We start from the raw sequence: 22,505 nt of genomic DNA on the forward strand, positions 1-22,505 counted from the left end.
CGATCGAAGCATCGGTCAGAGCGTCAAACGGTTGGCCGGATCTTGGAGTTCCCGACCGCAACAACCGCGCGCTGTTCGACGAATCGGCGATTTCGGGCTGTGTGCCCACTCCATGGTGATCCATTCCCCCTCATTCGTGTAATAGCACTGACACGCTCCGTGATGGAAGGCTTGCTCCCGCAGATCAGTGCACGAATGGGAGGGCAATTTTCATGTCGGTAGGCGAAGAGGTCCGCGCGGGTCAGGGCAAGCCGCAGCAGAGTCTCGGCACATCCGCCGCGCGGAACCTGGCCACCACCACCAAGTCCGCGCCCCAGATGCAGGAGATCAGCTCACGCTGGCTGCTGCGGATGCTTCCGTGGGTGAATGTGCAGGGTGGCACGTACCGCGTGAACCGGCGGCTCAGCTACTCCGTGGGCGACGGCCGCGTGACATTCGTGAAGACCGGTGACCGCGTCCAGGTCATCCCGGCGGAGCTCGGCGAACTCTCCGTGCTGCGGTCGTACGAGGATCAGGAGGTGCTCGGCGAGCTCGCCCAGCGCTGCCAGCAGCGGGAGTTCGCACCCGGGGAAGTGCTCGCCTCGTTCGGCAACCCGTCCGAGGAGGTGTTCCTCCTCGCCCACGGCAAGGTGGAGAAGATCGGCACGGGTCCCTACGGGGACGACGCGGTCCTCGGTGTTCTTGCCGACGGCGCGTACTTCGGCGAGCAGGCACTCATCGACCCGGACGCCATCTGGGAGTACACGGCCCGCGCCGTCACCGCGTGCACCGTGCTCACCCTGCCCCGCAACGACCTCGAACAGGTCGCGGAGCGGGCCGAGTCCCTGCGCGACCACCTCCGGGAGCTGCGCGCGATCCCGGAGCAGCGCGCCAACAAGTACGGCGAGAAGGAGATCGACCTCGCGGCCGGCCACACCGGAGAGCCGGACATCCCCGGCACCTTCGTGGACTACGAGGGCGCGCCGCGCGAGTACGAACTGAGCATCGCCCAGACCGTGCTGCGCCTCCACTCGCGCGTGGCCGATCTCTACAACCAGCCCATGAACCAGACCGAGCAGCAACTCCGGCTCACCGTCGAGGCGTTGAAGGAGCGCCAGGAGCACGAGCTCATCAACAACCGGGAGTTCGGACTGCTCAACAACTGCGAGTACGAGCAGCGGCTGCAGCCGCACGACGGCGTGCCCGGACCCGACGACCTCGACGAACTGCTCAGCCGCAGGCGCGGCACCAAGATGCTCCTCGCCCACCCGCGCGCGATCTCCGCGATCGGCCGCGAGCTCAACAAGCGCGGACTCGTCCCGGAGACCATCGAGATGGCCGGCAACCGCATCCCGACCTGGCGCGGGGTGCCGATCTACCCGTGCAACAAGATCCCGGTCAGCGACACCCGCACGACCTCGATCATCGCCCTGCGTACCGGCGAGGCCGAACAGGGCGTCATCGGGCTTCAGCAGGCGGGCATCCCGGACGAGATCGAGCCGAGCCTGTCGGTGCGCTTCATGGGCATCAACGAACAGGCGATCATCTCCTACCTGGTGACGGCGTACTACTCGGCCGCGGTGCTCGTGCCCGACGCCCTCGGCATTCTGGAGAACGTCGAGATCGGCCGCTGGCGGTGACGACCCGTACGCCGGACGTTGTGTCCTCGCCCGACCGGGCGGGTAGACCCGGTAGGCCGGTGGCGCCGCAGAGGCCGGCCGAGAGTCTCGAAAGGCGGAGCCCCGTCGGGAGGGCCATGGATGAGCAGGTTCCGCCCAGCCCGCGGTGGGGGGCTCCCCGTTCGAGCGAGACCGAGAGCGGGGGAGGGCAGGAAGCGGCGGGGATCCTGGAGGGTGCCCGGGCGTCCGTCGACCCCGAGCTGCGCAGGGCCATCGATTCGCTGCCGGGCTCGATACGCCGGATCGCGCTCTACCACTTCGGCTGGGAGCACGCGGACGGCACGCCCGCGGCGGGCAACTCGGGCAAGGCGATCCGGCCCGCGCTCGTGCTCGCAGCGGTCCGCGCGCTCGGCGGGCAGCATGCGAACGCCGTACGGGCGGCCGCCGCCGTGGAGTTGATACACAACTTCACGCTGCTGCACGACGACGTGATGGACCGCGACACCACCCGCAGGCACCGGCCCACCGCGTGGACCGTGTTCGGCGACGCCGACGCGATCCTCGCCGGGGACGCCTTGCAGGCGCTGGCTCAGCGGCTGCTCGCCGAGGATCCGCATCCGGCGTCCTCGGCGGCCGCCGCGCGGCTCGCGTCCTGTGTCGTCGAGCTGTGCGCGGGGCAGCACGCGGACACCGACATGGAGAAGCGCGGCCCCGACGAGGTCACCCTCGACGAGTGCCTTGCCATGGCGGAGGCCAAGACCGGGGCGTTGCTCGGCTGTGCCTGTGCGCTGGGGGCGTTGTATGCGGGGGCGGGGGATGAGGACGTCGAGGCGCTTGACGCGTTCGGTCGGGAGGCCGGGCTCGCGTTTCAGCTGATCGACGATGTGATCGGGATCTGGGGGGATCCGAGTCGTACCGGCAAGGCTGCCGGGGCGGACCTCATCGCTCGTAAGAAGTCGCTGCCCGTGGTGGCCGCGCTCGCTTCCGGTACGCCTGCGGCGGCCGAGTTGGCCATGCTGTACGGAGTTCCTTACGAGGAAGGGGAGTTGGATCGTACGGTGCTTGCCGTCGAGCGGGCGGGGGGTCGTGACTGGGCGCAGGTCCAGGCGGCCGACCGGATGGCACGGGCGATGCACGAGCTGTCTCGGGCGGTGCCTGATCCGGAGGCGGCGGGTGGGCTTCTCGCGCTGGCGGAGTTCGTGACGCGGCGCAGCAACTGACCCCGTCGGTGGGGTGGTTGATGCCCCCGGTGGCCCCGGGGTCCTCGGATCTGTACGGCACCTGACCTCCGTACGGCTTCTGGACTCCGGTCGGGTCCCGCACATCCCCACGGTGTGCGGGGCCTGTTTTTTCGCCCCCTCCGCCCCTACCCGTCCCGTTCCTGGGGGCTGCGCCCCCAGACCCCCGCTTCGGCCTGGACGGCCTCGTCCTCAAACGCCGGACGGGCTGAAAGATCTCCCCCCGTCCGGCAAGATCTCAACCGCCGTACGATCACCGTCGGTTGAGGCTGAGGAGCTGAGGGCATGGGTGTGGGGATCCGGGTGGCCGGTGGCGGTGATCGGGAGTTTGTTGTTCGGCTGTTGGATGAGGCTTTTCAGGGTGATCCGGTGAGTGGGTGGGTCTTTCCGGATGAGGTGCATCGGCGGGCTACGCACCACAAGTTGATGGGTGCGTTTCTTGATGTCGTGCTTGCCGAGGGGCGGGTCGATATCGCCGAGGACGGGGCGGCGTGTGCGCTGTGGCTGTCCGTGCCTGCTGATGAGCATGGCGACGAGGACGGGCCCGGGCAGCTGCGTGAGGCCGTCGATCCGGAGAATGAACGGGTGGAGCTCATAGGGCGGTTGACCGCCGGGATCCATCCGGCGGGTCGCGCGCACGAGTACCTGTGGATGATCGCCGTGGCGCCGGGGCGCCAGGGTGAGGGTCTCGGTACCGCGCTCATCGAGTCGGTCCTCGACCGTTGCGACCGCGAGGGGACCCCCGCGTACCTCGAAGCGAGCAGCGCCCGCAGCCGCAAGCTGTACGAGCGGCTCGGGTTCGAGCTCACCGGCCGGCCTCTCGACCTCCCCGACGGCCCGCAGATGTGGCCCATGTGGCGCGAGCCGCAGTCCTAGTCTTCTTCAGGAGCGCGCTCCGGCACGATCGTCGCGACGATCCGCTCCACCAGCCCGTCCGGGACGGCGACCTCCGGCAGTACGCCGTCCAGGACGCCGGGGAGCGTCAGGTGCTCCAGTAGCAGGCCGAGCATGGCGAGGTAGAGGACCGTCACGGTCTCGTCGCCGCCGGGCAGCCCGGCGGTCCGGTGGAACTCCATGCCGTCCACCAGGTCGCCGCGTACCGACTTGGTGTACGAGGCACGCAGCGCGGGGCGGCGGGTGGCCTCCAGGCGCATTTCGAAGAGGGCGAGATAACCCGTGCGGTCGCGGACGGCGCGGGCCAGTACGTCGCGCATGAACTCCAGGACCAGTGAGCGGTCCTTCGGGCCCTTCAGTAGCTCGGCGATTGCGGACGGGTCGGGTGCGAGGCGCTGGTGGATGCGGGCGTCGACCTGGGCGAGCAGGTCGTCGCGGTCGGTGAAGTAGTTCGACGCGGTGCCCACCGGCACCCCGGCCCCGGCGTCCACCGCGCGGAAGGTCAGTCCGCGCGCGCCCTCCCGTGCCAGCACCTCGACGGCCGCGTCGACGAGAGCCGCCCTGCGCTCCGGGTTCCTTGCCATCCGGGTCTCCTCCAAAAATCTCCTGGCGCCGCCAAAAGCCTTGCAACCACTACAGATGAAGTACTATAACTGTCGTTGTTCGCGGGCGGCCACCGGAGTCGCCACGAACGCCGACCACGAAAAGAGACCCGCTTGCGCAAGCTCACCTACTTCATCGCGTGCTCGATCGACGGCTTCATCGGAGCCCCGGACGGCGACGGGCAGGCTTTCATGCCGTTCGTCGACGAGGAGTTCCTCGAGGACTTCCTGAAGGCGGAGTACCCGGAGACCCTGCCGACGCACGCCCGCCGCCCGCTCGGCATCGACGACCTCGAGAACCGCAACTTCGACACGATCATCCAGGGCCGCGCCAGCTACGACCTTGCTCTGGACCTCGGCGTCACCAGCCCGTACGCGCATCTGCGTGAGTACGTCGCCTCGCGGAGCCTCAAGGAGTCGCCCGACCCCCATGTCGAGATCGTCGCGGACGACGTCGTCGGGAAGATCCGCGAACTCAAGGCGGAGGACGGCGAGTTCGGTATCTACCTGTGCGGCGGCTCGCAGCTCGCGGGCGCGCTGATCGACGAGGTGGACGAACTGGTCATCAAGACGTACCCGGTGGTCCTCGGCTCCGGTATGCCGATGTTCGGCTCTGGCTTCGACGTCTCCGAGTTCGCGCTCGACCAGCTGCGTGTGTTCAAGAACGGCGTACTGGTGAGGACGTACAGCAGGAAGCGCTGAACGCCCTTCCGCAATACCCTGAAGGCATGGGCACCGATGAGTATGTTTGTTCCGCTTGCGGGCAGCCGGTCGCCACGGTCGTGAAGCGACACAAGACCTTGGGCGCATGGGTCCCCGTGTGGGTACCCGGCCCCTGCCGGAACCCGAAGTGCAAGACGTATGCCGAGGAAGCCGAGGAGGAGCCCCGGGCCGCAGTTCAGCCCGAGGAGCCCGTCACGAAAAAAACCTGACCGAGAGCGCGCGGCCGTGTAGAGAAACGCGGGCCGGCTCCGACGTCTCCTGCGAGAGCCGCCCGACACGGGCGGTCCGAACCGAGGAAAACGAAGGAGCGGACTCATGAAGTACCTGGTGATGGTGCAGGGAACGCAGGCCGACTACGAGGGCATGCGGGGCAACCCCTCCCCCGGGTCTCCGGTCTGGAGCGAGCAGGAGATCCAGGCCATGTACGCCTTCATGGGCGCGATCAACAACGACCTCTCCGAGTCCGGGGAACTGCTCGACGCGCAGGGTCTGGCCGAGTACGACCGGACCCGGCTGGTCACGGCCGACGAGGACGGCAAGCCCATCATCACCGACGGGCCGTACGGCGAGACCAAGGAGCAGATGGCCGGCTTCTGGATCCTGGAGTGCGAGAGCCTGGAGCGGGTCACGGAGATCGCCGCGCGCGTCGCCCAGTGCCCCGTTCCCGAGGGATCCACCGAGTACCCGGTGGTCATCCGGCCGATCCCGGACGGCGCCGGGGACTGCTGAGGCGGATGAGCCGTCCGAGTCGTACGAGCGAGGTCGAGGACCTGCTGCGCCTGCACGCGCCCCAGGTCCTCGGCGCGCTCGTACGCCGGTACGGGCACTTCGACACCGCCGAGGACGCCGTACAGGAGGCGCTGCTCGCGGCTGCCGGGCAGTGGCCGGGTACAGGCGTGCCCGACAATCCGCGCGGCTGGCTGATCAAGGTCGCCTCGCGGCGGCTGACCGATGCCCTGCGCAGTGAGGAGTCGCGGCGGCTGCGGGAGGAGAAGGCGGCGGCGCTGACGCCCCGGGACGCGTTCGTGGCCCCGCCGCCGGGCGCGGCCCGGGCGCCGAGCGAGGACGACACGCTCTCCCTGCTCTTCCTCTGCTGTCATCCGGAGCTGACCTCGTCCGGTCAGATCGCGCTCACCCTGCGGGCCGTCGGCGGTCTGACGACGGCGGAGATCGCCCGGGCGTATCTCGTGTCCGAGGCGACGATGGCGCAGCGGATCAGCCGGGCCAAGCAACGGGTGCGGGGCACCGGCTTCGGGCGTCCCGACAACTGGGAGGAACGACTGCCCGCCGTCCTCCACACCCTCTACCTGATCTTCAACGAGGGGTACACGGCGACCTCCGGCGCGGCCCTCCAGCGGTCCGAACTCGCGGGCGAGGCCATCCGGTTGACCCGCACGGTCCGCCGACTCCTCCCCGAGGACCAGGAGGTGGCGGGGCTGCTGGCGCTGATGCTGCTGACCGACGCCCGGCGTCCCGCGCGCACCGGCCCGCACGGCGAACTGGTCCCGCTCGACGAGCAGGACCGCGGCCTGTGGGACAAGGCGGCGGTGGAGGAGGGCGTGGCACTGGTGACGGAGGCCCTGTCGGTGTCGCGGGGGAGCGCGGGGCCGTATCAGCTGCGGGCGGCCATCGCCGCGGTCCACGACGAGGCGCCGTCGGCGGACACCACGGACTGGCGCGAGATCCTCGGCCTGTACGACATCCTGGTCCGCCGGGTCCCCGGGCCCGTCGAGCGTCTCAACCGCACGGTGGCGGTCGCCATGGTGCACGGGCCCCGGGCCGGACTCGCCGAACTCGATCTGCTGGAGGGCGAGTCGGCGCTCGGCCATCGGATCGACGCGGTACGCGGTCATCTGCTGGAGCGCGCCGGCGACGCGGCGCAGGCCCGTGCCGCCTACGAGTCGGCGGCCGACAAGACCCTCAGCCTGCCCGAGCAGCGGTATCTGCAGGCGCGCGCCGCCCGCCTCAGGCCGTAGCGTTCGGGTATGGCCGAACCTCTTCTTCACATCACCGAGCGCTCCCTGTGGGACGCGGCGCGCGCCTCCGGCACCTACGAGATGTCCACCCGCGGCCGGACCCTCCAGGAGGAGGGCTTCATCCACTGCTCCCTGCGCCACCAACTCCCCAAGGTGGCCGCCTTCTTGTACGGCTCGTACGCCGGCCCCGACGAGCTGGTGGTCCTGGTGATCGACGCCGAACGACTGGGCGTTCCACTGCGCTACGAGGCGATGGAGACCGGGGGCGAGGAGTTCCCGCACGTCTACGGTCCGATTCCGGTGGAGGCCGTCGTGGACGTCGAGGTGTGGGAGTCGGACAGGCTCTAGCGCAGGAGGCCGCCCGTCTCGGGGTCGCGGGGCGTCAGGCAGTACGTGCCGCCCGACGGGTCCCGCATCACTGCCCAGCGGGCGCCCCGGCCGAGGATCGTGGCACCGAGGAGTTCGTGGCGGATGCGGACCGCGTCGATGTCGGAGCAGGCGATGTCGAGGTGGGCGGAGGTGGGGCGGGCGGTGCCGAGGCGTTGCAGGAGGATGCGGATCGGAAGCGCGGCCGGCGGCTTGATCACATGGAACTCCTCGAGCGCGCCGGGCTGGGACTCCCATCCGGTGAGGGCGCTCCAGAAGGCGATCTCCGCCTCGTACACGGAGGGCGCCAGGTCGACGCACACCTGGTCGAGACGGCTGGTGACACCGGACGGCCCCTTGATCACCGGAGGCCGCTTCGACTCCCCGTGCCAGGGCACCGCGCAGAACAACTGCCCGCCGGGGGAACGCAGTACGGCCCACCCCGCGTGACCCGCGACGAGCTCGCCCCCCAGCCCCCGCGCCGACTCCACCAGAGCCCGTACGTCCTCGACGGCGAGGTCGAGATGCGCGCCCCCGGAGTGCGCCCCCACGACGCCCTGAACCTTCACACAGGCGTCGGCGCCCCCGTCGGGCAGCAGGGTCACGAACTCGCCCCGTGAGCCGCGTCGTTCGGACAGCTTGGTGCGCGTGACCGCGGTCCAGAAGTCGCAGGCGGGCCCGAACTTCTTCATCGGCCGGTCGACAAAGGCGTAAGTCCACCGGATCGGCCCCGTCGTCGGGTCGCTCATGGGGGCTGTCATGGGGTCTCTTCTCCGATCAGGCCGTGCAGCGAGGTTTTCACGCGCGCGACGAACGCGTCCCGAGCGGTGGGGGAGAGGGCGTCCAAGGACAGATACGGGTTGAGATCCTCCAGCTCGACGAGGAGGAGCTCACCGCCGGGGGCCCGGCATGCGTCGACGCGCTGGATCCCGTACGCGATGTCGTTCCAGTTGACGAAGCGCTGCGCGAACTCCCGGTCCTGCTCGGTCGGTTCGTAGTGTTCCAGGGCCCACCGCTCGTCGGGGCGGGGCGCGTACAGGGCGTACTGGAGGGTGTGGTCGACGAAGTAGAAGGACACCTCGTAGCGGAAGTCGATGCGCGGCTGGACGAGGACGTCGCCGTACGCCGCCGGGTCCAGGAGCCGCTCGCGGGCCACGAACTCCAGGCCTATCGAGTCCGCCCCCAGCTTCGGTTTCACCACGTACGTGTCGACGTCGGGGAGCCTGCCGAGGTCCTCCGCGCGGTCGATGGTGGGGATGACCGGATACCCCGCCGCCGTGAGCTCCAGCAGGTATCCCTTCCCCGCCATGTCGCCCTTGCCCGACAGCTGGTTGTAGACGCGTACGCCGTCCGCGGCCGCCTGCTCGCGGAAGGCGTCGTACCGCGCCTGGTAGTTCAGGACGGGGCCGCTGTTGCGTACGACCACCGCGTCGAAGGAGTGCATCAGCGCGGCCGCGTCCAGCGGGTGGCACACGGCGAGGTCGAACTCCTCGCGCAGCCGGGAGGTGAGGAAGATGTCCTCGTCGCAGTACCGGCGGCCCTTGGCGGGGTAGGCCAGGTCACTGACGTACAGGATGCTGCGGCGCGTGGACGTCATGAGGTCTCCCGGTGATCGTGATCAGCCGATGGTAGGCCCGGTTCGTCCGGAGTGGACCGAAGGGCCGTCCGCGGCGCGGTCAGGCGCGGGGAGACCGTTCGTTGAAGCGGAGGAGGTTGCCCGCCGGGTCGCGGAAGGCGCAGTCGCGGACGCCGTACGGCTGGTCCGTCGGTTCCTGGAGGACTTCGGCGCCGGCCGCCTCGACGCGGGCGAAGAGGGCGTCGCAGTCCGTCGTCGAGAAGATCACGCCGCGGAGCATTCCCTTGGCCAGCAGTTCGGCCATGGCCTGCCGGTCGGCCGGGGACGCGTTCGGGTCCGCCCCCGGCGGTTCCAGGACGATCTCCACATCCGGCTGGAGCGGCGAGCCGACGGTGACCCACCGCATGCCCTCGAAGCCGACGTCATTGCGGACTTCCAGCCCCAGGACGTCACGGTAGAAGGCGAGCGCCTTGTCGTGGTCGTCGACGGCGATGAAGCACTGGGACAGCTTTACGTCATCCATGGGTCCAATCATGGGTCCACGCTAGGGCCTGTCCGGCAGGATCCGCCTGACGGGCGTCAGAGGCGTGTGCCCGGTTCCGCTTCCGGGTTGCGGTGGCGGGACGGGCGGGTGAGGCGCTGGGCCACGCAGGACGGGATGGGGGCGCCGTGGTCGTGCGGACGGGCGCGGTAGGCGCTGGGGGTCTCGCCGACCAGCTCCGTGAAGCGGGAGCTGAAGGAACCGAGCGAGGTGCAGCCCACGGCGAAGCACACCTCCGTGACCGTCAGGTCGCCGCGGCGCAGAAGGGCCTTGGCGCGCTCGATCCTGCGGGTCATGAGATAGGTGTACGGGGTCTCGCCGAAGGCGGCCCGGAAGCTCCGCTGGAAATGGCCGGGTGACATCAGCGCGGTGCGCGCGAGCTCCGCCATCTCCAGCGGCTCGGCGTACTCACGGTCCATCCGGTCGCGGGCCCGGCGCAGCCGGACCAGATCCTCCACAGTCACCCCAACAGGATGGCACGGGGCACTGACAGTGAGGCCTGCGAACAGCTCGCTGACCTACTCGGACGACGGCCGAGCCGACCTTCCTCTCGCGGGTGTCCCGTCGCGGCCGAGAGGTCGCCGGACCCCGGCCCTCGCGCTGTGGGACGGCGGCGCCGACGACCTGGCGGCCGACCCGGTCTCCGCGCTGCGTGCGGCGCGGCGTACACGGCCCTGGTGTGCGCCCGCGCCGGTCGGCCCGAGCAGCGTGAAGACGGTCCCCGCGGGCAGGGCGGCTTCGAGGGGGCTTCAGACGAGTCCGTGCCTGGCTTCCCACCACTCCCTGAGGACCGCCACCTTCCGGTCGAACTGGCCGTCGACGAAGGACATCGGGGCGCGCAGCACCGTCGCTCGGCCGTCCCTGGTGTGCACGACGACCTGACGTACGCCCAGGGTGCGCCGGACCTCCACCTGGACGATGTCGGTCCAGGGGATCCGGCGACGCCGGTTGCCGCGCATGACGAGAGCCTCCTCGGTGAGGCTCACGCCGTGGTGCCTGTTCAGGAGCGCGATGCCGGCGGCGGCCACGACCGCCGCCGACACGCACACCTTCACCTCGCTGAGCGGCATCGGATCGGCGGTGAGCGCAAGGCCGGCGTAGACGAGCGCCGTGCCCCCGAGAATGCCGAGGAAGGCAGGAAGGGCCAGCTGGAGAGGCCCTTGCCTGAATGTGATCACCGCGTCCTCCGCCCTACTTGAGGTACACCAGGCCGTCAGTGGTCACCGTCGGCCGGCCGCTGGTGCCGACGACCACGACCTTGACGGTGTGCTTCGCGCTGGAGGTCCAGGTCTTGGTCCAGATCGCGTCGCGGTACTTGGTGGTGGCGGACTTCAGGTCGACGGTGGTGACCTTCGTGCCGTCGACGTAGATGTTTGCCTGGCCGGAGGTGGTGGCGCGCGAGACCGTCCAGGCGACCGAGCGGCCCGTGAAGGTCCAGGTCAGGGAGGCGTTCTTGGCGGAGCTGGTGTACGACTTGCCGCCGAGGTAGCTGGCGGAGGACTTGGCCGTCCAGGTGCCGGACTTGGTGGCGGACGTCTCCTGGAGGATCACCGGAGTGCCGGTGACCGCGGCCGTGCCGGTGTTGCCCGCCCGGTCGTAGGCGGTCAGCGACCAGGCCGTGGCGGCACCGGACTTGGCGGTGTGGGCGGCACTGGTGACGGTCGGGCCGTAGGTGACGGCGACCGGGGCGGTCAGCCGGACCTCCTTCAGCGCGGTCGTGTCCGTGGCCTTCCACGTCAGCGTCAGCGGGACGGCGGTGGTGTTCACCGTGCCGGTGCGCAGGGCCAGGCCGGGCTTGGTGGAGAAGGTGGGCGCCGTGGTCTCGGCGACGACCGTGGCCGCTGCCGTGGTCGTCGTCCGCCCGGACTGATGGCGGGCCCGCACGGTCACCTTGTGCGTACCCGCGCCCAGGGTGGCCTTCGCCGAGGTCGCCGTACCGGCCGTCGTGGCGGCGACCTTGCCGTCCACCAGCACCTCGTACGCCGAGATCAGCGCGGCAGGCGTCGTGGCCGACCAGTTCACCGTGATGCCGGCCTTGGTGTAGTACGTCGAACCGGAGAGGCCGGCGCCGCCGATGGACTTCAGCGTGAGCCCGGCGACCGGACCGCCCGCCCAACTGCGGATCGTGGCCAGCTGGTTGTAGAGGGCGTCCCCGGGACACTGGGTGTTGTAGCCGTCACGGTGCCCGTGAATGACCGGCAGGCTCAACTGGGCGCCCTGCACCCAGGACTTGCGGAAGTAGTTGGTGCCGTCCGCGCCCGCGGTCAGGGTGGCGGTGCCGGTCGGATCGACGCCGTACTGGCCGAGCTTCCAGGCGGCGATCTTGGCGACCGAGGTCATCGCGGCCGTCGACGGGGCGGTGTCGGTGTAGGTGCCCAGGACGGAGATGCCGGTGGTCTCGGAGTTGAAGCCGTAGGCGTGGGCGCCCATGACCGGCAGGTCCACGCCGCCCTTGCGGCCCTCATAGACGGTGCCGCACTTGTCGACCAGGAAGTTGTAGCCGATGTCTTTCCACTTCAGCTGTTTCACGTGGTAGGCGTAGACGCCGCGTACGACCGCAGGGGCCTGCTCGCAGGTGTAGTCGTTGGACTCGGCGGTGTGGTGGACCACCACCGCCTTGATCTTCTCTCCGGGCAGATAGCCCGGCTCTTCCGGGCTGATCGACTCGTCCGCGCCCCAGCCGGCACGCGAGGTGATCGCGGGCTTGGGCGCCGTGGACGGCGGAGCCGAGGGGACGCTCGTGGTGGGGCTCGGCGAGACCGAGCCGGAGGGCGTCGTCGACTCGCTCGGTGTGGAACTGGAACTCTCGGACGCCGACTCCGAGTCGGAGGGCTCGGACGTCACCGTCTCGGAGGTGGTCGCTTCCGGCGAGGTCGTCGCGGTGGCCGACTCGGTGGCGGACTCCTCCGTGGTGGACTCCGCGGGCGAGGGCGTGCCGGTCTCCTCCACCACGTACGCGGCCGGTTCCAGCCCCGAAACCGTGCCGTTCCCGGGGTCGACCATGTCCACCCGCAGTCCCTCGGGCAGCCGCGCCGAACCCTTGCCGTCCACCCGGACTTCCACCCCGTCGGACTGCCCCACCCAAGCCGGCTCGGTACCGCCGCGCGCCGCGCCCGCCTCGCCCTGGCCGCTGTTCCCGTCCAGCGCCAGCCAGTTCGACCAGGCGCCGGTCTCCGTGCTCCGGGTCCGGATCTCGACCGCCCCCGCCACCGTCGCGGACGGATCCGTCCAGGTGATCCCCAGCATGCTGAACGGTTCGGTGTCGCGCTTGCCCAACTGGGCGGACGCACCGTCGCCGGCCACCGCCAGCGGCGCCGTTCGTGTCCTGCTCTGGACGGGCCGGGACTTCCCGTCGTCCGCCGAGTCGTCACTCGGCCCACCTATGAGCCCCTGTACAGCCAGAGCCCCGGAAACCGTCGCGGCCACCACAGCGGCGGCACCCCACCAACGACGTCTCATGTCGACGCGCACATCCTTCTCCCGCGAACGGGCGGCAAAAATCGAAGAGGAGATCGAAGAGATCGAAGAAGAGCCAGACCCTATGCCCTGTGGGGAGGCTGTGGATCACAGTTCGTCGGCTCGGCAAAAGCGGAAGGGACCCGGCCGGATCTCCGGCCGAGTCCCTTCCACATGTAAAAGCTCGCTGACCTGCGAGGGTGCACCGCTCGCCGGTCGAGGCGAACTGGCAAAACCGGTAATCGGCCCTGGATCAGGCCTTCTTGGTCTCCCAGAAGATCTTGTCGATCTGGGCGATGTAGTCCAGCGCCTTCTGGCCCGTCGCCGGGTCGGTGGACGCCTTGGCGGCCGAGAGGGCCTTCAGGGTGTCGTTGACCAGCTGGTGCAGCTCCGGGTACTTCTCGAAGTGCGGGGGCTTGAAGTAGTCGCTCCAGAGCACCGAGACGTGGTGCTTGGCGAGCTCGGCGCGCTGCTCCTTGATAACGATGCCGCGGGCCTGGAAGTGCGGGTCGTCGTTGGCGGCCAGCTTTTCCTGGACGGCCTTCACCGACTCCGCCTCGATGCGGGCCTGGGCAGGGTCGTACACGCCGCAGGGCAGGTCGCAGTGGGCGCTGACCTTGACCTTGGGGGCAAACAGGCGGGAGAGCATTGAGCTGTCCTTCCTCGTGATCGTCTTCTCAGGTGGGACATTACTCCGTAGGAGACGGGTTTTCGCGAGTGCCCCCATGGGCTTAGGACAAAAGTCCAGGGTGAGACTGGGACTCGTGGAGGATAGAACCGGGGAGGTGCCGGTGATGCCGGAGCTGTCGCAGGAGACCGAGCGCGGGAGGGCCGTCCTGCCGTTTGGGGCGGCGGAGGTGACGGGGCCGTCCATGGTGCCCACGCTCGAGCACGGAGACCGGCTCGTCGTGCAGTACGGGACGCGGTTCAGGCCCGGTGACGTGGTCGTTCTGCGTCATCCGTTCCAGCAGGACCTGCTGGTCGTGAAGCGGGTCGCGGAGCGGCGTGAGGGCGGGTGGTGGGTGCTCGGCGACAACGCGTACGCCGGTGGGGACAGCACCGACTACGGCACCGTGCCCGAGGAACTCGTCCTCGGGAAGGTGCGGTTCCGGTACCGGCCGCTGAAGAGCGGTCAGCGGTCGCCGTTCGCGCTGGTGCGCTGGGTGCTGGGCGCCGCCAGGCCCGTATTGTCCGACCGGTCCGCCTCCAGACGCTTGCGGGCGCGGTAGGCGGCCACGTTGGCGCGGGTCGCGCAGCGGTCCGAGCAGTAGCGCCGGGAGCGGTTGGTCGAGGTGTCCAGGAAGGCGTTGCGGCAGGGGGTCGCCTCGCACTGGCCGAGGCGGTCGACGCCGTACTCCGTCAGGTGGAACGCCAGGCCCATCGCGGCGATCGCCGCGTAGCCCGCCGTCGCGTTCGACGGGTGGTCCGCCAGGTGCATGTGCCACAGCGGGCGCCCGTTGTCGTCCCGGTAGTCGTGGCCGGAGATCTGCGGGCTGACCGGGAACTCCAGCAGGAGTGAGTTCAGCAGGTCCACGGCCAGGGTCTCGTTGCCGCCGTCGGCCGCCTCGAAGACCGCGCGCAGGCGGGCCCGTACGGAGCGGAAGCGGGTGACGTCCGCGTCCGTGGCCCGGCGGGCCGCCGAGGAGTTGCCCCCGAAGAGGTCACGGACGGCGTCCACCGAGGTGAGCGAGTCCTTGCCCCGGAGTGGCTCCTCGCTGTTCACGAGGCGTACCGCGTAATCCGAGTAATAGGCCAGTTCCACTTGTAGTCCTTACGGTGGCGCTCTATCGTCGTGGCTGCGGAGAAGTAACGGATGACTGCGCTTCAAGGGTATTACGCGTGCTGCGGGTACGACGCGGTCGAGCGAAGAAGGGGCTTCGATGACCACCACCACCGGAACCGACTGGGGCGCCTGGCAGGAGAGCTGGGACCGGCAGCAGGAGTGGTACATGCCGGACCGCGAGGAGCGCTTCCGGGTGATGCTCGACATGGTCGAGGCCCTCGTCGGACCCGAGCCGCGCGTCCTCGACCTCGCCTGCGGCACGGGCACCATCACGGCCCGGCTGCTCGACCGCTTCCCGAAGGCCACCAGCACCGGCGTCGACCTCGACCCCGCGCTGCTCACCATCGCCCGGGGCACCTTCGAGGGCGACGACCGGGTCTCCTTCGTCACGGCCGACCTCAAGGACCCCCAGTGGCCCTCGCTGCTGCCGTACGACTCGTACGACGCCGTACTGACCGCCACGGCCCTGCACTGGCTGCACAGCGAACCCCTCGCGGCTCTCTACGGCTCGATCGCGGAACTCGTCCGCGACGGCGGTGTCTTCATGAACGCCGACCACATGATCGACGAGTCGACGCCCCGGATCAACGCGGCGGACCGCGCCCAACGCCACGCCCGCATGGATCAGGCCAAGGCGAGCGGCGTCGTCGACTGGGCCGAATGGTGGCAGCTGGCCGCCCAGGACCCCGTCCTCGCCGCGCCGACCGCCCGCCGGTTCGAGATCTACGGCGAGCACGCGGAGGGTGACACCCCGTCCGCCGACTGGCACGCGCGCGTACTGCGCGAGAAGGGGTTCGGGGAGGCCAGGACGGTGTGGCGTTCGCCGTCCGACGCGCTGGTGCTCGCGGTCAAGTAGCCACTCCGGTGCGGGTGCTCACGCGGAAAGGGGCGGTACGGATTTCCCGTACCGCCCCTTTCCACGCGTACCGCTAGAGCACCTTGGACAGGAACGACTGCGTTCGCTCGTGCTGCGGATTGGTCAGTACGTCACGGGGGCTGCCGGCTTCGACCACCACGCCGTCGTCCATGAAGACCAGCGAGTCGCCGACTTCCCTGGCGAAGCCCATCTCGTGCGTGACGACGATCATCGTCATGCCGTCCGCCGCGAGGTCCCGCATGACGTCGAGGACCTCGCCGACCAACTCGGGGTCGAGGGCCGAGGTCGGCTCGTCGAAGAGCATCAGCTTCGGCTCCATCGCCAGCGCCCGCGCGATGGCCACGCGCTGCTGCTGACCGCCGGAGAGCTGGGCCGGGTAGTGACCCTTGCGGTCGCCGAGGCCCACCCGGTCCAGGAGTCGCTGCGCGCGCTCCCGGGCGACGGCCTTGGTCTCACCCTTGACCTGGACCGGCGCCTCCATCACGTTCTCGAGGGCCGTCATGTGCGGGAAGAGGTTGAAGCGCTGGAACACCATGCCGATGTCCCGGCGCTGCGCGGCCACTTCCCTTTCCTTGAGCTCGTAGAGCTTGTCGCCCTTCTGCCGGTAGCCGACCAACTGGCCGTCGACCGACAGCCGGCCCGCACTGATCTTCTCCAGGTGGTTGATGCACCGCAGGAAGGTCGACTTGCCGGAGCCGGACGGGCCGATCAGGCAGAACACCTCACGGGCGTTCACCTCCAGGTCGATGCCCTTGAGGACGTGCGAGAGCCCGAAGGACTTGTGCACGCCCTCGGCCTTGACCATGGGGTGGCCGCCGCCGGTGCTCGGGGCGATGTCCTTGCTGAGACCGCTCATCGGGTCACCTCCGGGCGGCGGAACGAACCGAACAGACGGAGGTTCTTGCGCAGGCGCTGCAGTGGCGTCGGCGGCAGGCTGCGCGACGAACCGCGGGCGTAGCGGCGTTCCAGGTAGTACTGGAAGACGCTGAAGACGCTGGTCAGGATCAGGTACCAGATCGACGCCACGAAGTACATCTCGACCACCGCGAGCGAGGTGCTGGAGACGTCCTGCGCCCGTTTGATGAGTTCGTTGAACTGGACCGCGTAGGCGAGCGACGAGGTCTTGAGCATGTTGATGAACTCGTTGCCGGTCGGCGGCACGATCACGCGCATGGCCTGCGGGAGGACCACGCGCCGCAGCGTCTTGCCCTGGCTCATGCCCAGTGCGTGCGAGGCCTCCGTCTGTCCTTCGTCGACCGACTGGATACCGGCCCGGACGATCTCGGACATGTACGCGGCCTCGTTCAGACCGAGACCGAGCAGAGCCGCCAGGAACGGCGTCATCACGTCGTTCATCTCGTCCTTGTAGAACCCCAGGTTGAGGACGGGGAACACGAGGGCGATGTTGTACCAGAGGAGCAACTGCACCAGCACCGGAGTGCCGCGGAAGAACCAGATGTAGAACCACGCCACGGTGCTCGTGACCGGGTTCGACGACATCCGCATCACGGCGAGGATCACGCCGAGGACGAGACCCAGCGCCATGGCGAGCACGGAGATGTACAGCGTGTGCCAGACCCCGGACAGGATCGTGCCGTCCGTGAGGTAGTCCGGGATGATGTCGTAGTTGATGTTCGCGTTGGAGAACGCGATCCCGATCAGCACCAGAACGGCGATGACCGCCGCGCCGGCCACCCAGCGGCCGTAGTGGCGCACCGGGATGGCCTTGATCTGCTCCGGCGGCACGGACGGCACCGGAGCCTTGTCGACAGTGTCAGTCACAGTGACTGCCCTTCAGCGTTGCGTCAGGCAGGGTCAGGAGCCGCCGTTGATCTTGGCCTCGGTCACCGCGCCGTCCGTGACGTTCCACTTCTCCAGGATCTTCGCGTACTCACCGTTCTCGATGATCGCGCTCATCGCCGCCTGGAGGGCGTCCCGCAGCTCGGTGTTCTCCTTGCTCACACCGATGCCGTACGGGCCCGCCTCGATCTGGTCGCCGACGACCTCGAAGTCGTTGCCGCCACCCGAGGTCTTCGCGTTGTAGGCCGCGACCGGGAAGTCGTTGAGGTCCGCGACGGAAGCGCCCTGCTTCAGGCGGAGCAGCGCCTCGGGGTCGGTGTCGAAGGTCTGCAGCGTGATGGCCTTCTTGCCGTCGTCCGTGCACTTCGTGCTCTGCGCCTTGGCGATGCCCTCGGACGTGGTGCCCTTCTGCAGGGCCACCACCTTGCCGCACAGGTCGTCCAGGGACTTGATGCCCTCGGGGTTGTCCTTCTGGACGAGGATCGAGGTGCCGGCGGTGAAGTAGTCGACGAAGTCGATGCCGTTGCCGGCCTTCTTGCCGGTGTCCGAGTCGATGCCTTCCTGGCGGTCCTTCGTGTCGTTCATCGCAGACATGATCACGTTGAACCGCTTGGACTGCAGGCCGACGATGAGCTGGTCGAACTTGCCGTTCTGGAACTCGAACTTCACGCCGAGCTGCTTGCCGAGGGCGTCCGCGATGTCCGGGTCGATACCGACGGCCTTGCCGCCGTCCATGTACTCGACCGGCGGGTAGGCGATGTCCGACCCGACCTTCAGGGTGCTCCCCGCCTTGATGTCCGCCGGGAGCTTGTCGGCGAGCGGTGCCGCGGAGGCCGACGCCGTGTCCGAGCTGCTGCTGCTGTCGTCCGTCTGGTCACCGCAGCCGGCGAGCAGCAGGGCACCCGCGACCGCGATCGCGCCGACCGCAGCTGTCCGGGAGCGCGTGACGGTCGTACGACGGGTGGAGCTTGCGGTCATGTTGGGTCCTCCGGCGGATGAAGTGAGGTGCCGATGGGTCGACGAGAACACACACCTTCGGGTGTCGCGACCTTGTGTGATTACGGCATCTTGCCATTCGGACCTCGTCATTCAGACGACCAGCTATGTCAAAATCGGATAACGGGTGACCCCCGGAGCGCTGTGGGCCTGTACAGCAAGGCCGGATCTTGTGCGGGAACTGATCCTTCCGGCCGGAAGATCTTCGGTGTACCTCAGGGTGCGAACGGCCGCAACTCCGCATTTGCGACGCCATGCGGGCAAGTCGTGGACTTGTCCACATATTCCGCTATGAGTCATCTCACCGGCGTGTGACCTTCGCGTTATGGACTCGCCGTCGGCACGGTCCGTCGGGTAGGAAGGTTCTTTACACCCCTCATCCGGGGCTCAGGGCGCGTGTGCGGCGCGCCCGTCGCGTTTGGCCCGTACGCAACCACGGCGGCAGGGCCTACGCGGTGCCCGCCCACCCCTCAACCAGGAGTGGTCACCCTCAAACCATGAAGACTTAAGGGGTAAAACAAAGTGGCAGCGGAGATTGTCAATCCTCGCACCGCGAGCAGTGGTGACAGCAGCGTCGGCAGTACGGATCAGGATCGCCTGGGCGAGCCCCTCGATTCCTTCGATCCCGCGTTCGCGCTGCACCGTGGCGGCAAGATGGCCGTGCAGGCCACCGTGCCCATCCGCGACAAGGACGACCTTTCCCTGGCGTACACGCCCGGTGTCGCGAAGGTGTGCAGCGCGATCGCCGAGCAGCCGGAGCTCGTCCACGACTACACGTGGAAGTCGTCCGTCGTCGCAGTGGTGACGGACGGTACGGCTGTGCTGGGACTCGGGGACATCGGTCCCGAGGCCTCCCTTCCGGTGATGGAGGGGAAGGCGATCCTCTTCAAGCAGTTCGGCGGGGTCGACGCCGTGCCGATCGCGCTCGCCTGCACAGGCGTCGACGAGATCGTCGAGACGGTGGTCCGGCTTGCGCCCTCCTTCGGGGGAGTGAACCTCGAGGACATCTCGGCGCCCCGTTGCTTCGAGATCGAGCGCAAGCTCCAGGAGCGGCTGGACATCCCGGTCTTCCACGACGACCAGCACGGGACCGCGGTCGTCACGCTGGCGGCCCTGCGGAACGCCGCGAAGCTGACCGGGCGGGAGCTGGGTGACCTGCGGGCGGTGATCTCCGGTGCGGGTGCGGCCGGTGTGGCCATCGCCAAGTTCCTGCTCGAGGCCGGGCTCGGCGATGTTGCCGTCACGGACCGCAAGGGTGTCGTCTCGACGGACCGGGACGACCTGACGGACGTCAAGCGTGAGCTGGCCGAGATCACCAACAAGGCGGGTATCTCCGGGTCGCTGGAGTCCGCCCTTGCCGGTGCGGACGTCTTCATCGGTGTTTCCGGCGGTACGGTGCCGGAGCCGGCGGTGGCTTCCATGGCCGAGGGTGCGTTCGTGTTCGCCATGGCCAACCCGAACCCCGAGGTGCACCCGGACATCGCCCACAAGTACGCGGCCGTCGTCGCGACCGGGCGGTCGGACTTCCCGAACCAGATCAACAACGTGCTGGCGTTCCCCGGGATCTTCGCGGGCGCGCTGCAGGTGCGGGCCTCTCGGATCACCGAGGGGATGAAGATCGCGGCGGCCGAAGCGTTGGCGGCGGTGGTCGGGGACGACCTTGCCGCGGACTACGTGATTCCCTCGCCGTTCGACGAGCGGGTGGCTCCGGCGGTTACGGCCGCGGTGGCTGCGGCTGCTCGGGCGGAGGGTGTCGCTCGGCGCTGAGGCGTGGTGTTCGGCCCCGCCGGGATTTTCCGGCGGGGCCGTTTTTTGTGTGGGGGGCGGGCGTCCGGGTGGGTGGTTTTTCGCCCCCTCCGCCCCTTCCCGTCCCTTGCTTCCTGGGGCTCCGCCCCAGACCCCGCTCCTCAAACGCCGGAGGGGCTATCTCCAGCCCGTCCGGCGTTTGAGGACGAGGCCGTTCAGGCCGATGCGGGGGTCTGGGGGCGGCAGCCTCCAGGTACGGGACGGGTAGGGGCGGAGGGGGCGAAAACCCTGTGACGTGAGCCCCGGACGCGGCGGGACGTGTGTCACAGCGGGGTGTGGTTCCGCCGGGCGGCGGCGGAGCCTATCGTCAAGGTCATGTTCGCTGCCTACGCTTCCCGAATCGACCGTGACCAGCCGCTCAACGGCCTGGAGTTGGGGGAGCGCCCGGCCCCCGAGCAGAGGCCGGGATGGACGACCGTGAACGTCCGCGCCGCCTCCCTCAACCACCACGACCTGTGGTCCCTGCGCGGAGTCGGCCTGGCCGAGGACAAGCTCCCGATGATCCTCGGATGCGACGCCGCCGGCATCGACGAGGACGGCAACGAGGTCGTGCTGCACTCCGTCATCGGACAGACCGGCCACGGAGTCGGCCCCAAGGAACCCCGTTCCATCCTCACCGAGCGCTACCAGGGCACCTTCGCGGAACAGGTCTCCGTGCCCGCGTGGAACGTACTGCCGAAGCCCAAGGAACTGTCGTTCGCCGAGGCGGCCTGCCTGCCCACCGCCTGGCTGACGGCGTACCGCATGCTCTTCACCAACGCTGGCGTGCGCCCCGGCGACTCCGTCCTCGTCCAGGGCGCCGGCGGCGGCGTGGCAACGGCCGCGATCGTGCTCGGCAAGGCCGCGGGGCTGCGGATGTTCGCCACCAGCCGCGACGAGGCCAAGCGGAAGAGGGCCGTCGAGCTGGGGGCGGTCGAGGCTCTCGAATCCGGGGCGCGGCTGCCGCAGCGGGTCGACGCCGTCATCGAGACGGTGGGCGCCGCCACCTGGTCGCATTCCGTCAAATCGCTGAAGCCCGGCGGCACTCTGGTCATCTCCGGCGCCACCAGCGGCGACCGGCCCTCGCACGCCGAACTGACCCGCATCTTCTTCCTTGAGCTCAAGGTCGTCGGCTCGACCATGGGCACCAAGGACGAACTGGAGGACCTGCTGTCCTTCTGCGCCGCCACCGGCGTGCGGCCCGTCATCGACGAGGTGCTGCCGCTCGACCGGGCCCGCGAGGGGTTCGAGAGGCTGGACTCGGGCGATCAGTTCGGGAAGATCGTTCTTACGGTGGGCTGACGATGGGCTGACGGGATGAATTGACGGGGCGTGCTGACTTTCTGCGCCCCATGCTGCGGCGGGCTCGAGTTTCCTCGGGTCCGCCGTTTGCGTGTCAACCGTGGTTGACGGTGATGGGTTGTCAATGTAGGTTGACAGTATGACCGAAGCAACGGATCTTGCCGAGCGCGCGGGTGATCGCGATCCGCGCATCGGGCTGCGGGCGGTCTCCGCGCTGCGGAGGCTGCTGGAGCAGTTGGAAGCGGTCCAGGTGCGCAGTGCGCGCAATCAGGGCTGGTCGTGGCAGGAGATCGCCGCGGAACTCGGAGTGACCAGGCAGGCCGTGCACAAGAAGTACGGGAGGCAGTGATGTTCGAGCGGTTTACGAAGGATGCGCGGGCCGTGGTCGAGGGGGCGGTCGGGCACTGCGAACGGGCGGGGGAGGGGCGGGTCGACGAGGCGCACATGCTGCTCGCCCTCCTTGACCGGGAAGGCAGCCGGGGCTCGTTCGCTCTGTCTTCGCTCGGGCTGGCGGGGCGGCGTGACTCGGTCGTACGGGAGCTTGCCGAGGCGCGGCGGCGTGGCGGGCTCTCCCGCGCGGACGCGGACGCTCTCTCCGGGCTCGGGATCGACCTCTCCGAGATCGTTTCCCGGGTTGAGGAGGCGCATGGGGTGGGGGCGTTGGAGTCCGGGCCGCGGGGTGGAGGTCGGTGGTCCCGGCGGCCGGGGTTCGCTGCGGGGGCCAAGGGTGTGCTGACCGAGTCTCTGCGGATCGCTGTCGCTCATCAGGACCGGCACATCGGGGACGAGCACCTGCTGATGGCGATCGCCGCGCGGCCCGGTGTTCCCGCGGAGGTGCTTGCCGATCACGGGGTGACGTATGAGGGGGTTGTTCGGGTGCTGTACGGGGACGGGGGCGGGGTGGCCAAGGCGGGGTGAGGTGGGGGCGGGCGGGGGTGGGTTTTCGCCCCCTCCGCCCCTACCCGTCCCGTTTCTGGGGGCTCCGCCCCCAG

The 22,505-nt window shown here is 69.2% G+C and carries 26 protein-coding genes; 14 read left to right on the forward strand and 12 right to left on the reverse strand.

The genetic code is table 11. The features are described 5' to 3' along the window. Nucleotides 1-212: 212 nt before the first annotated feature. From OG219_RS32165 to OG219_RS32175, 3 genes are all read left to right on the forward strand, one after another. Nucleotides 213-1,619: a family 2B encapsulin nanocompartment shell protein gene (locus tag OG219_RS32165; RefSeq protein ID WP_266832411.1), complete on the forward strand. Its 1,407-nt coding sequence runs from the start codon at nucleotides 213-215 to the stop codon at nucleotides 1,617-1,619. 116 nt (nucleotides 1,620-1,735) lie between these two features. Further along, a complete protein-coding gene (locus OG219_RS32170) occupies nucleotides 1,736-2,818 on the forward strand; it encodes a family 2 encapsulin nanocompartment cargo protein polyprenyl transferase (protein WP_266832412.1) in 1,083 nt (360 codons plus the stop codon). A 303-nt stretch (nucleotides 2,819-3,121) separates the two neighbouring features. Next, a complete protein-coding gene (locus tag OG219_RS32175) occupies nucleotides 3,122-3,712 on the forward strand; it encodes an N-acetyltransferase (RefSeq protein WP_266832414.1) in 591 nt (196 codons plus the stop codon). Here the strand turns inward: OG219_RS32175 and OG219_RS32180 are convergent. Then, nucleotides 3,709-4,314 (reverse strand): TetR/AcrR family transcriptional regulator, encoded by a 606-nt coding sequence (locus OG219_RS32180; protein ID WP_266832416.1) that lies wholly within the window; start codon nucleotides 4,312-4,314, stop codon nucleotides 3,709-3,711. The genes OG219_RS32175 and OG219_RS32180 overlap by 4 nt on opposite strands. Before the next feature lie 132 nt (nucleotides 4,315-4,446). On the opposite strand from OG219_RS32180, the gene OG219_RS32185 reads away from it, so the two are divergent. The 5 genes from OG219_RS32185 to OG219_RS32205 all read left to right on the forward strand — a co-directional run bounded on the left by OG219_RS32185 (nucleotide 4,447) and on the right by OG219_RS32205 (nucleotide 7,379). Beyond that, nucleotides 4,447-5,034, forward strand: coding sequence for a dihydrofolate reductase family protein (locus OG219_RS32185; protein WP_266832418.1), 588 nt, complete (start codon nucleotides 4,447-4,449; stop codon nucleotides 5,032-5,034). 26 nt (nucleotides 5,035-5,060) lie between these two features. Then, the gene (locus OG219_RS32190) at nucleotides 5,061-5,264 is read left to right on the forward strand and encodes a hypothetical protein (protein WP_266832420.1); all 204 of its coding nucleotides are present in this window, start codon (nucleotides 5,061-5,063) and stop codon (nucleotides 5,262-5,264) included. A gap of 106 nt (nucleotides 5,265-5,370) precedes the next feature. Continuing rightward, nucleotides 5,371-5,784 (forward strand): YciI family protein, encoded by a 414-nt coding sequence (locus OG219_RS32195; RefSeq protein ID WP_266832422.1) that lies wholly within the window; start codon nucleotides 5,371-5,373, stop codon nucleotides 5,782-5,784. Between the two features lie 5 nt (nucleotides 5,785-5,789). Then, nucleotides 5,790-7,031 carry an RNA polymerase sigma factor gene (locus OG219_RS32200; RefSeq protein WP_266832424.1) on the forward strand — a complete coding sequence of 414 codons (1,242 nt, stop codon included), beginning with the start codon at nucleotides 5,790-5,792 and terminating at the stop codon, nucleotides 7,029-7,031. 9 nt (nucleotides 7,032-7,040) lie between these two features. Then, entirely contained in the window at nucleotides 7,041-7,379 is a 339-nt protein-coding gene (locus tag OG219_RS32205; protein WP_266832426.1) for a DUF952 domain-containing protein, read from the forward strand. Here the strand turns inward: OG219_RS32205 and OG219_RS32210 are convergent. The 7 genes from OG219_RS32210 to sodN all read right to left on the reverse strand — a co-directional run bounded on the left by OG219_RS32210 (nucleotide 7,376) and on the right by sodN (nucleotide 13,619). Further along, nucleotides 7,376-8,158: a VOC family protein gene (locus OG219_RS32210; protein WP_266832428.1), complete on the reverse strand. Its 783-nt coding sequence runs from the start codon at nucleotides 8,156-8,158 to the stop codon at nucleotides 7,376-7,378. The genes OG219_RS32205 and OG219_RS32210 overlap by 4 nt on opposite strands. Further along, nucleotides 8,155-8,994 (reverse strand): hypothetical protein, encoded by an 840-nt coding sequence (locus OG219_RS32215; protein ID WP_266832430.1) that lies wholly within the window; start codon nucleotides 8,992-8,994, stop codon nucleotides 8,155-8,157. The genes OG219_RS32210 and OG219_RS32215 overlap by 4 nt, the downstream gene beginning before the upstream one ends. Before the next feature lie 79 nt (nucleotides 8,995-9,073). Then, nucleotides 9,074-9,496: a VOC family protein gene (locus OG219_RS32220; protein WP_266454434.1), complete on the reverse strand. Its 423-nt coding sequence runs from the start codon at nucleotides 9,494-9,496 to the stop codon at nucleotides 9,074-9,076. Between the two features lie 56 nt (nucleotides 9,497-9,552). Next, nucleotides 9,553-9,978, reverse strand: a complete 426-nt coding sequence (locus OG219_RS32225) for a helix-turn-helix transcriptional regulator (protein WP_266832432.1) — start codon at nucleotides 9,976-9,978, stop codon at nucleotides 9,553-9,555. A 285-nt stretch (nucleotides 9,979-10,263) separates the two neighbouring features. Next, nucleotides 10,264-10,692: a hypothetical protein gene (locus tag OG219_RS32230; protein ID WP_266832434.1), complete on the reverse strand. Its 429-nt coding sequence runs from the start codon at nucleotides 10,690-10,692 to the stop codon at nucleotides 10,264-10,266. A gap of 13 nt (nucleotides 10,693-10,705) precedes the next feature. Next, the gene (locus OG219_RS32235) at nucleotides 10,706-12,973 is read right to left on the reverse strand and encodes an N-acetylmuramoyl-L-alanine amidase (protein WP_266832436.1); all 2,268 of its coding nucleotides are present in this window, start codon (nucleotides 12,971-12,973) and stop codon (nucleotides 10,706-10,708) included. Between the two features lie 250 nt (nucleotides 12,974-13,223). Further along, on the reverse strand, nucleotides 13,224-13,619 hold the full coding sequence (sodN, locus tag OG219_RS32240; RefSeq protein ID WP_266832438.1) for a superoxide dismutase, Ni: 396 nt from the start codon (nucleotides 13,617-13,619) through the stop codon (nucleotides 13,224-13,226). Nucleotides 13,620-13,764: 145 nt separating this feature from the next. Here sodN and sodX point away from each other — a divergent pair, with 145 nt between their 5' ends. Next, a complete protein-coding gene (gene sodX / locus OG219_RS32245) occupies nucleotides 13,765-14,199 on the forward strand; it encodes a nickel-type superoxide dismutase maturation protease (protein WP_266836304.1) in 435 nt (144 codons plus the stop codon). On the opposite strand, the gene OG219_RS32250 is transcribed toward sodX, so the two are convergent. Continuing rightward, nucleotides 14,103-14,732, reverse strand: coding sequence for a CGNR zinc finger domain-containing protein (locus tag OG219_RS32250; protein WP_266832440.1), 630 nt, complete (start codon nucleotides 14,730-14,732; stop codon nucleotides 14,103-14,105). The two genes, sodX and OG219_RS32250, sit on opposite strands and share 97 nt — an antisense overlap. A 118-nt stretch (nucleotides 14,733-14,850) precedes the next feature. Between OG219_RS32250 and OG219_RS32255 the strand changes: the two genes are divergently transcribed. Beyond that, nucleotides 14,851-15,609 (forward strand): trans-aconitate 2-methyltransferase, encoded by a 759-nt coding sequence (locus OG219_RS32255; protein ID WP_266832442.1) that lies wholly within the window; start codon nucleotides 14,851-14,853, stop codon nucleotides 15,607-15,609. Between the two features lie 73 nt (nucleotides 15,610-15,682). On the opposite strand, the gene OG219_RS32260 is transcribed toward OG219_RS32255, so the two are convergent. From OG219_RS32260 to OG219_RS32270, 3 genes are read right to left on the reverse strand one after another with little or no spacing between them, the layout of a single operon-like run. Further along, nucleotides 15,683-16,486: an amino acid ABC transporter ATP-binding protein gene (locus OG219_RS32260; protein WP_323183313.1), complete on the reverse strand. Its 804-nt coding sequence runs from the start codon at nucleotides 16,484-16,486 to the stop codon at nucleotides 15,683-15,685. Continuing rightward, nucleotides 16,483-17,412 carry an amino acid ABC transporter permease gene (locus tag OG219_RS32265; protein ID WP_266832444.1) on the reverse strand — a complete coding sequence of 310 codons (930 nt, stop codon included), beginning with the start codon at nucleotides 17,410-17,412 and terminating at the stop codon, nucleotides 16,483-16,485. The genes OG219_RS32260 and OG219_RS32265 overlap by 4 nt, the downstream gene beginning before the upstream one ends. A gap of 33 nt (nucleotides 17,413-17,445) precedes the next feature. After that, nucleotides 17,446-18,408, reverse strand: coding sequence for an ABC transporter substrate-binding protein (locus tag OG219_RS32270; protein ID WP_266832446.1), 963 nt, complete (start codon nucleotides 18,406-18,408; stop codon nucleotides 17,446-17,448). 540 nt (nucleotides 18,409-18,948) lie between these two features. On the opposite strand from OG219_RS32270, the gene OG219_RS32275 reads away from it, so the two are divergent. From OG219_RS32275 to OG219_RS32290, 4 genes are all read left to right on the forward strand, one after another. Then, a complete protein-coding gene (locus OG219_RS32275) occupies nucleotides 18,949-20,193 on the forward strand; it encodes an NADP-dependent malic enzyme (protein ID WP_266832448.1) in 1,245 nt (414 codons plus the stop codon). A gap of 354 nt (nucleotides 20,194-20,547) precedes the next feature. After that, nucleotides 20,548-21,513, forward strand: coding sequence for a zinc-binding dehydrogenase (locus tag OG219_RS32280; RefSeq protein WP_266832450.1), 966 nt, complete (start codon nucleotides 20,548-20,550; stop codon nucleotides 21,511-21,513). 139 nt (nucleotides 21,514-21,652) lie between these two features. Further along, nucleotides 21,653-21,862, forward strand: a complete 210-nt coding sequence (locus OG219_RS32285) for an HTH domain-containing protein (protein WP_266832452.1) — start codon at nucleotides 21,653-21,655, stop codon at nucleotides 21,860-21,862. Next, a complete protein-coding gene (locus tag OG219_RS32290) occupies nucleotides 21,862-22,431 on the forward strand; it encodes a Clp protease N-terminal domain-containing protein (RefSeq protein ID WP_266832454.1) in 570 nt (189 codons plus the stop codon). The genes OG219_RS32285 and OG219_RS32290 overlap by 1 nt, the downstream gene beginning before the upstream one ends. Nucleotides 22,432-22,505: the final 74 nt, after the last annotated feature.

It is taken from the genome of Streptomyces sp. NBC_00038, from assembly GCF_026343635.1.
Taxonomy (GTDB): Bacteria; Actinomycetota; Actinomycetes; order Streptomycetales; family Streptomycetaceae; genus Streptomyces.

Bases quoted from the DNA above. Each gene is read 5' to 3' on its own strand.
- OG219_RS32165 (WP_266832411.1), top strand. From the start codon at position 213: ATGTCGGTAGGCGAAGAGGTCCGCGCGGGTCAGGGCAAGCCGCAGCAG.
- OG219_RS32170 (WP_266832412.1), top strand. From the start codon at position 1,736: ATGGATGAGCAGGTTCCGCCCAGCCCGCGGTGGGGGGCTCCCCGTTCG.
- OG219_RS32175 (WP_266832414.1), top strand. From the start codon at position 3,122: ATGGGTGTGGGGATCCGGGTGGCCGGTGGCGGTGATCGGGAGTTTGTT.
- OG219_RS32180 (WP_266832416.1), bottom strand. From the start codon at position 4,314: ATGGCAAGGAACCCGGAGCGCAGGGCGGCTCTCGTCGACGCGGCCGTC.
- OG219_RS32190 (WP_266832420.1), top strand. From the start codon at position 5,061: ATGGGCACCGATGAGTATGTTTGTTCCGCTTGCGGGCAGCCGGTCGCC.
- OG219_RS32195 (WP_266832422.1), top strand. From the start codon at position 5,371: ATGAAGTACCTGGTGATGGTGCAGGGAACGCAGGCCGACTACGAGGGC.
- OG219_RS32200 (WP_266832424.1), top strand. From the start codon at position 5,790: ATGAGCCGTCCGAGTCGTACGAGCGAGGTCGAGGACCTGCTGCGCCTG.
- OG219_RS32205 (WP_266832426.1), top strand. From the start codon at position 7,041: ATGGCCGAACCTCTTCTTCACATCACCGAGCGCTCCCTGTGGGACGCG.
- OG219_RS32210 (WP_266832428.1), bottom strand. From the start codon at position 8,158: ATGACAGCCCCCATGAGCGACCCGACGACGGGGCCGATCCGGTGGACT.
- OG219_RS32215 (WP_266832430.1), bottom strand. From the start codon at position 8,994: ATGACGTCCACGCGCCGCAGCATCCTGTACGTCAGTGACCTGGCCTAC.
- OG219_RS32220 (WP_266454434.1), bottom strand. From the start codon at position 9,496: ATGGATGACGTAAAGCTGTCCCAGTGCTTCATCGCCGTCGACGACCAC.
- OG219_RS32235 (WP_266832436.1), bottom strand. From the start codon at position 12,973: ATGAGACGTCGTTGGTGGGGTGCCGCCGCTGTGGTGGCCGCGACGGTT.
- sodN (WP_266832438.1), bottom strand. From the start codon at position 13,619: ATGCTCTCCCGCCTGTTTGCCCCCAAGGTCAAGGTCAGCGCCCACTGC.
- sodX (WP_266836304.1), top strand. From the start codon at position 13,765: ATGCCGGAGCTGTCGCAGGAGACCGAGCGCGGGAGGGCCGTCCTGCCG.
- OG219_RS32255 (WP_266832442.1), top strand. From the start codon at position 14,851: ATGACCACCACCACCGGAACCGACTGGGGCGCCTGGCAGGAGAGCTGG.
- OG219_RS32260 (WP_323183313.1), bottom strand. From the start codon at position 16,486: ATGAGCGGTCTCAGCAAGGACATCGCCCCGAGCACCGGCGGCGGCCAC.
- OG219_RS32270 (WP_266832446.1), bottom strand. From the start codon at position 18,408: ATGACCGCAAGCTCCACCCGTCGTACGACCGTCACGCGCTCCCGGACA.
- OG219_RS32280 (WP_266832450.1), top strand. From the start codon at position 20,548: ATGTTCGCTGCCTACGCTTCCCGAATCGACCGTGACCAGCCGCTCAAC.
- OG219_RS32285 (WP_266832452.1), top strand. From the start codon at position 21,653: ATGACCGAAGCAACGGATCTTGCCGAGCGCGCGGGTGATCGCGATCCG.
- OG219_RS32290 (WP_266832454.1), top strand. From the start codon at position 21,862: ATGTTCGAGCGGTTTACGAAGGATGCGCGGGCCGTGGTCGAGGGGGCG.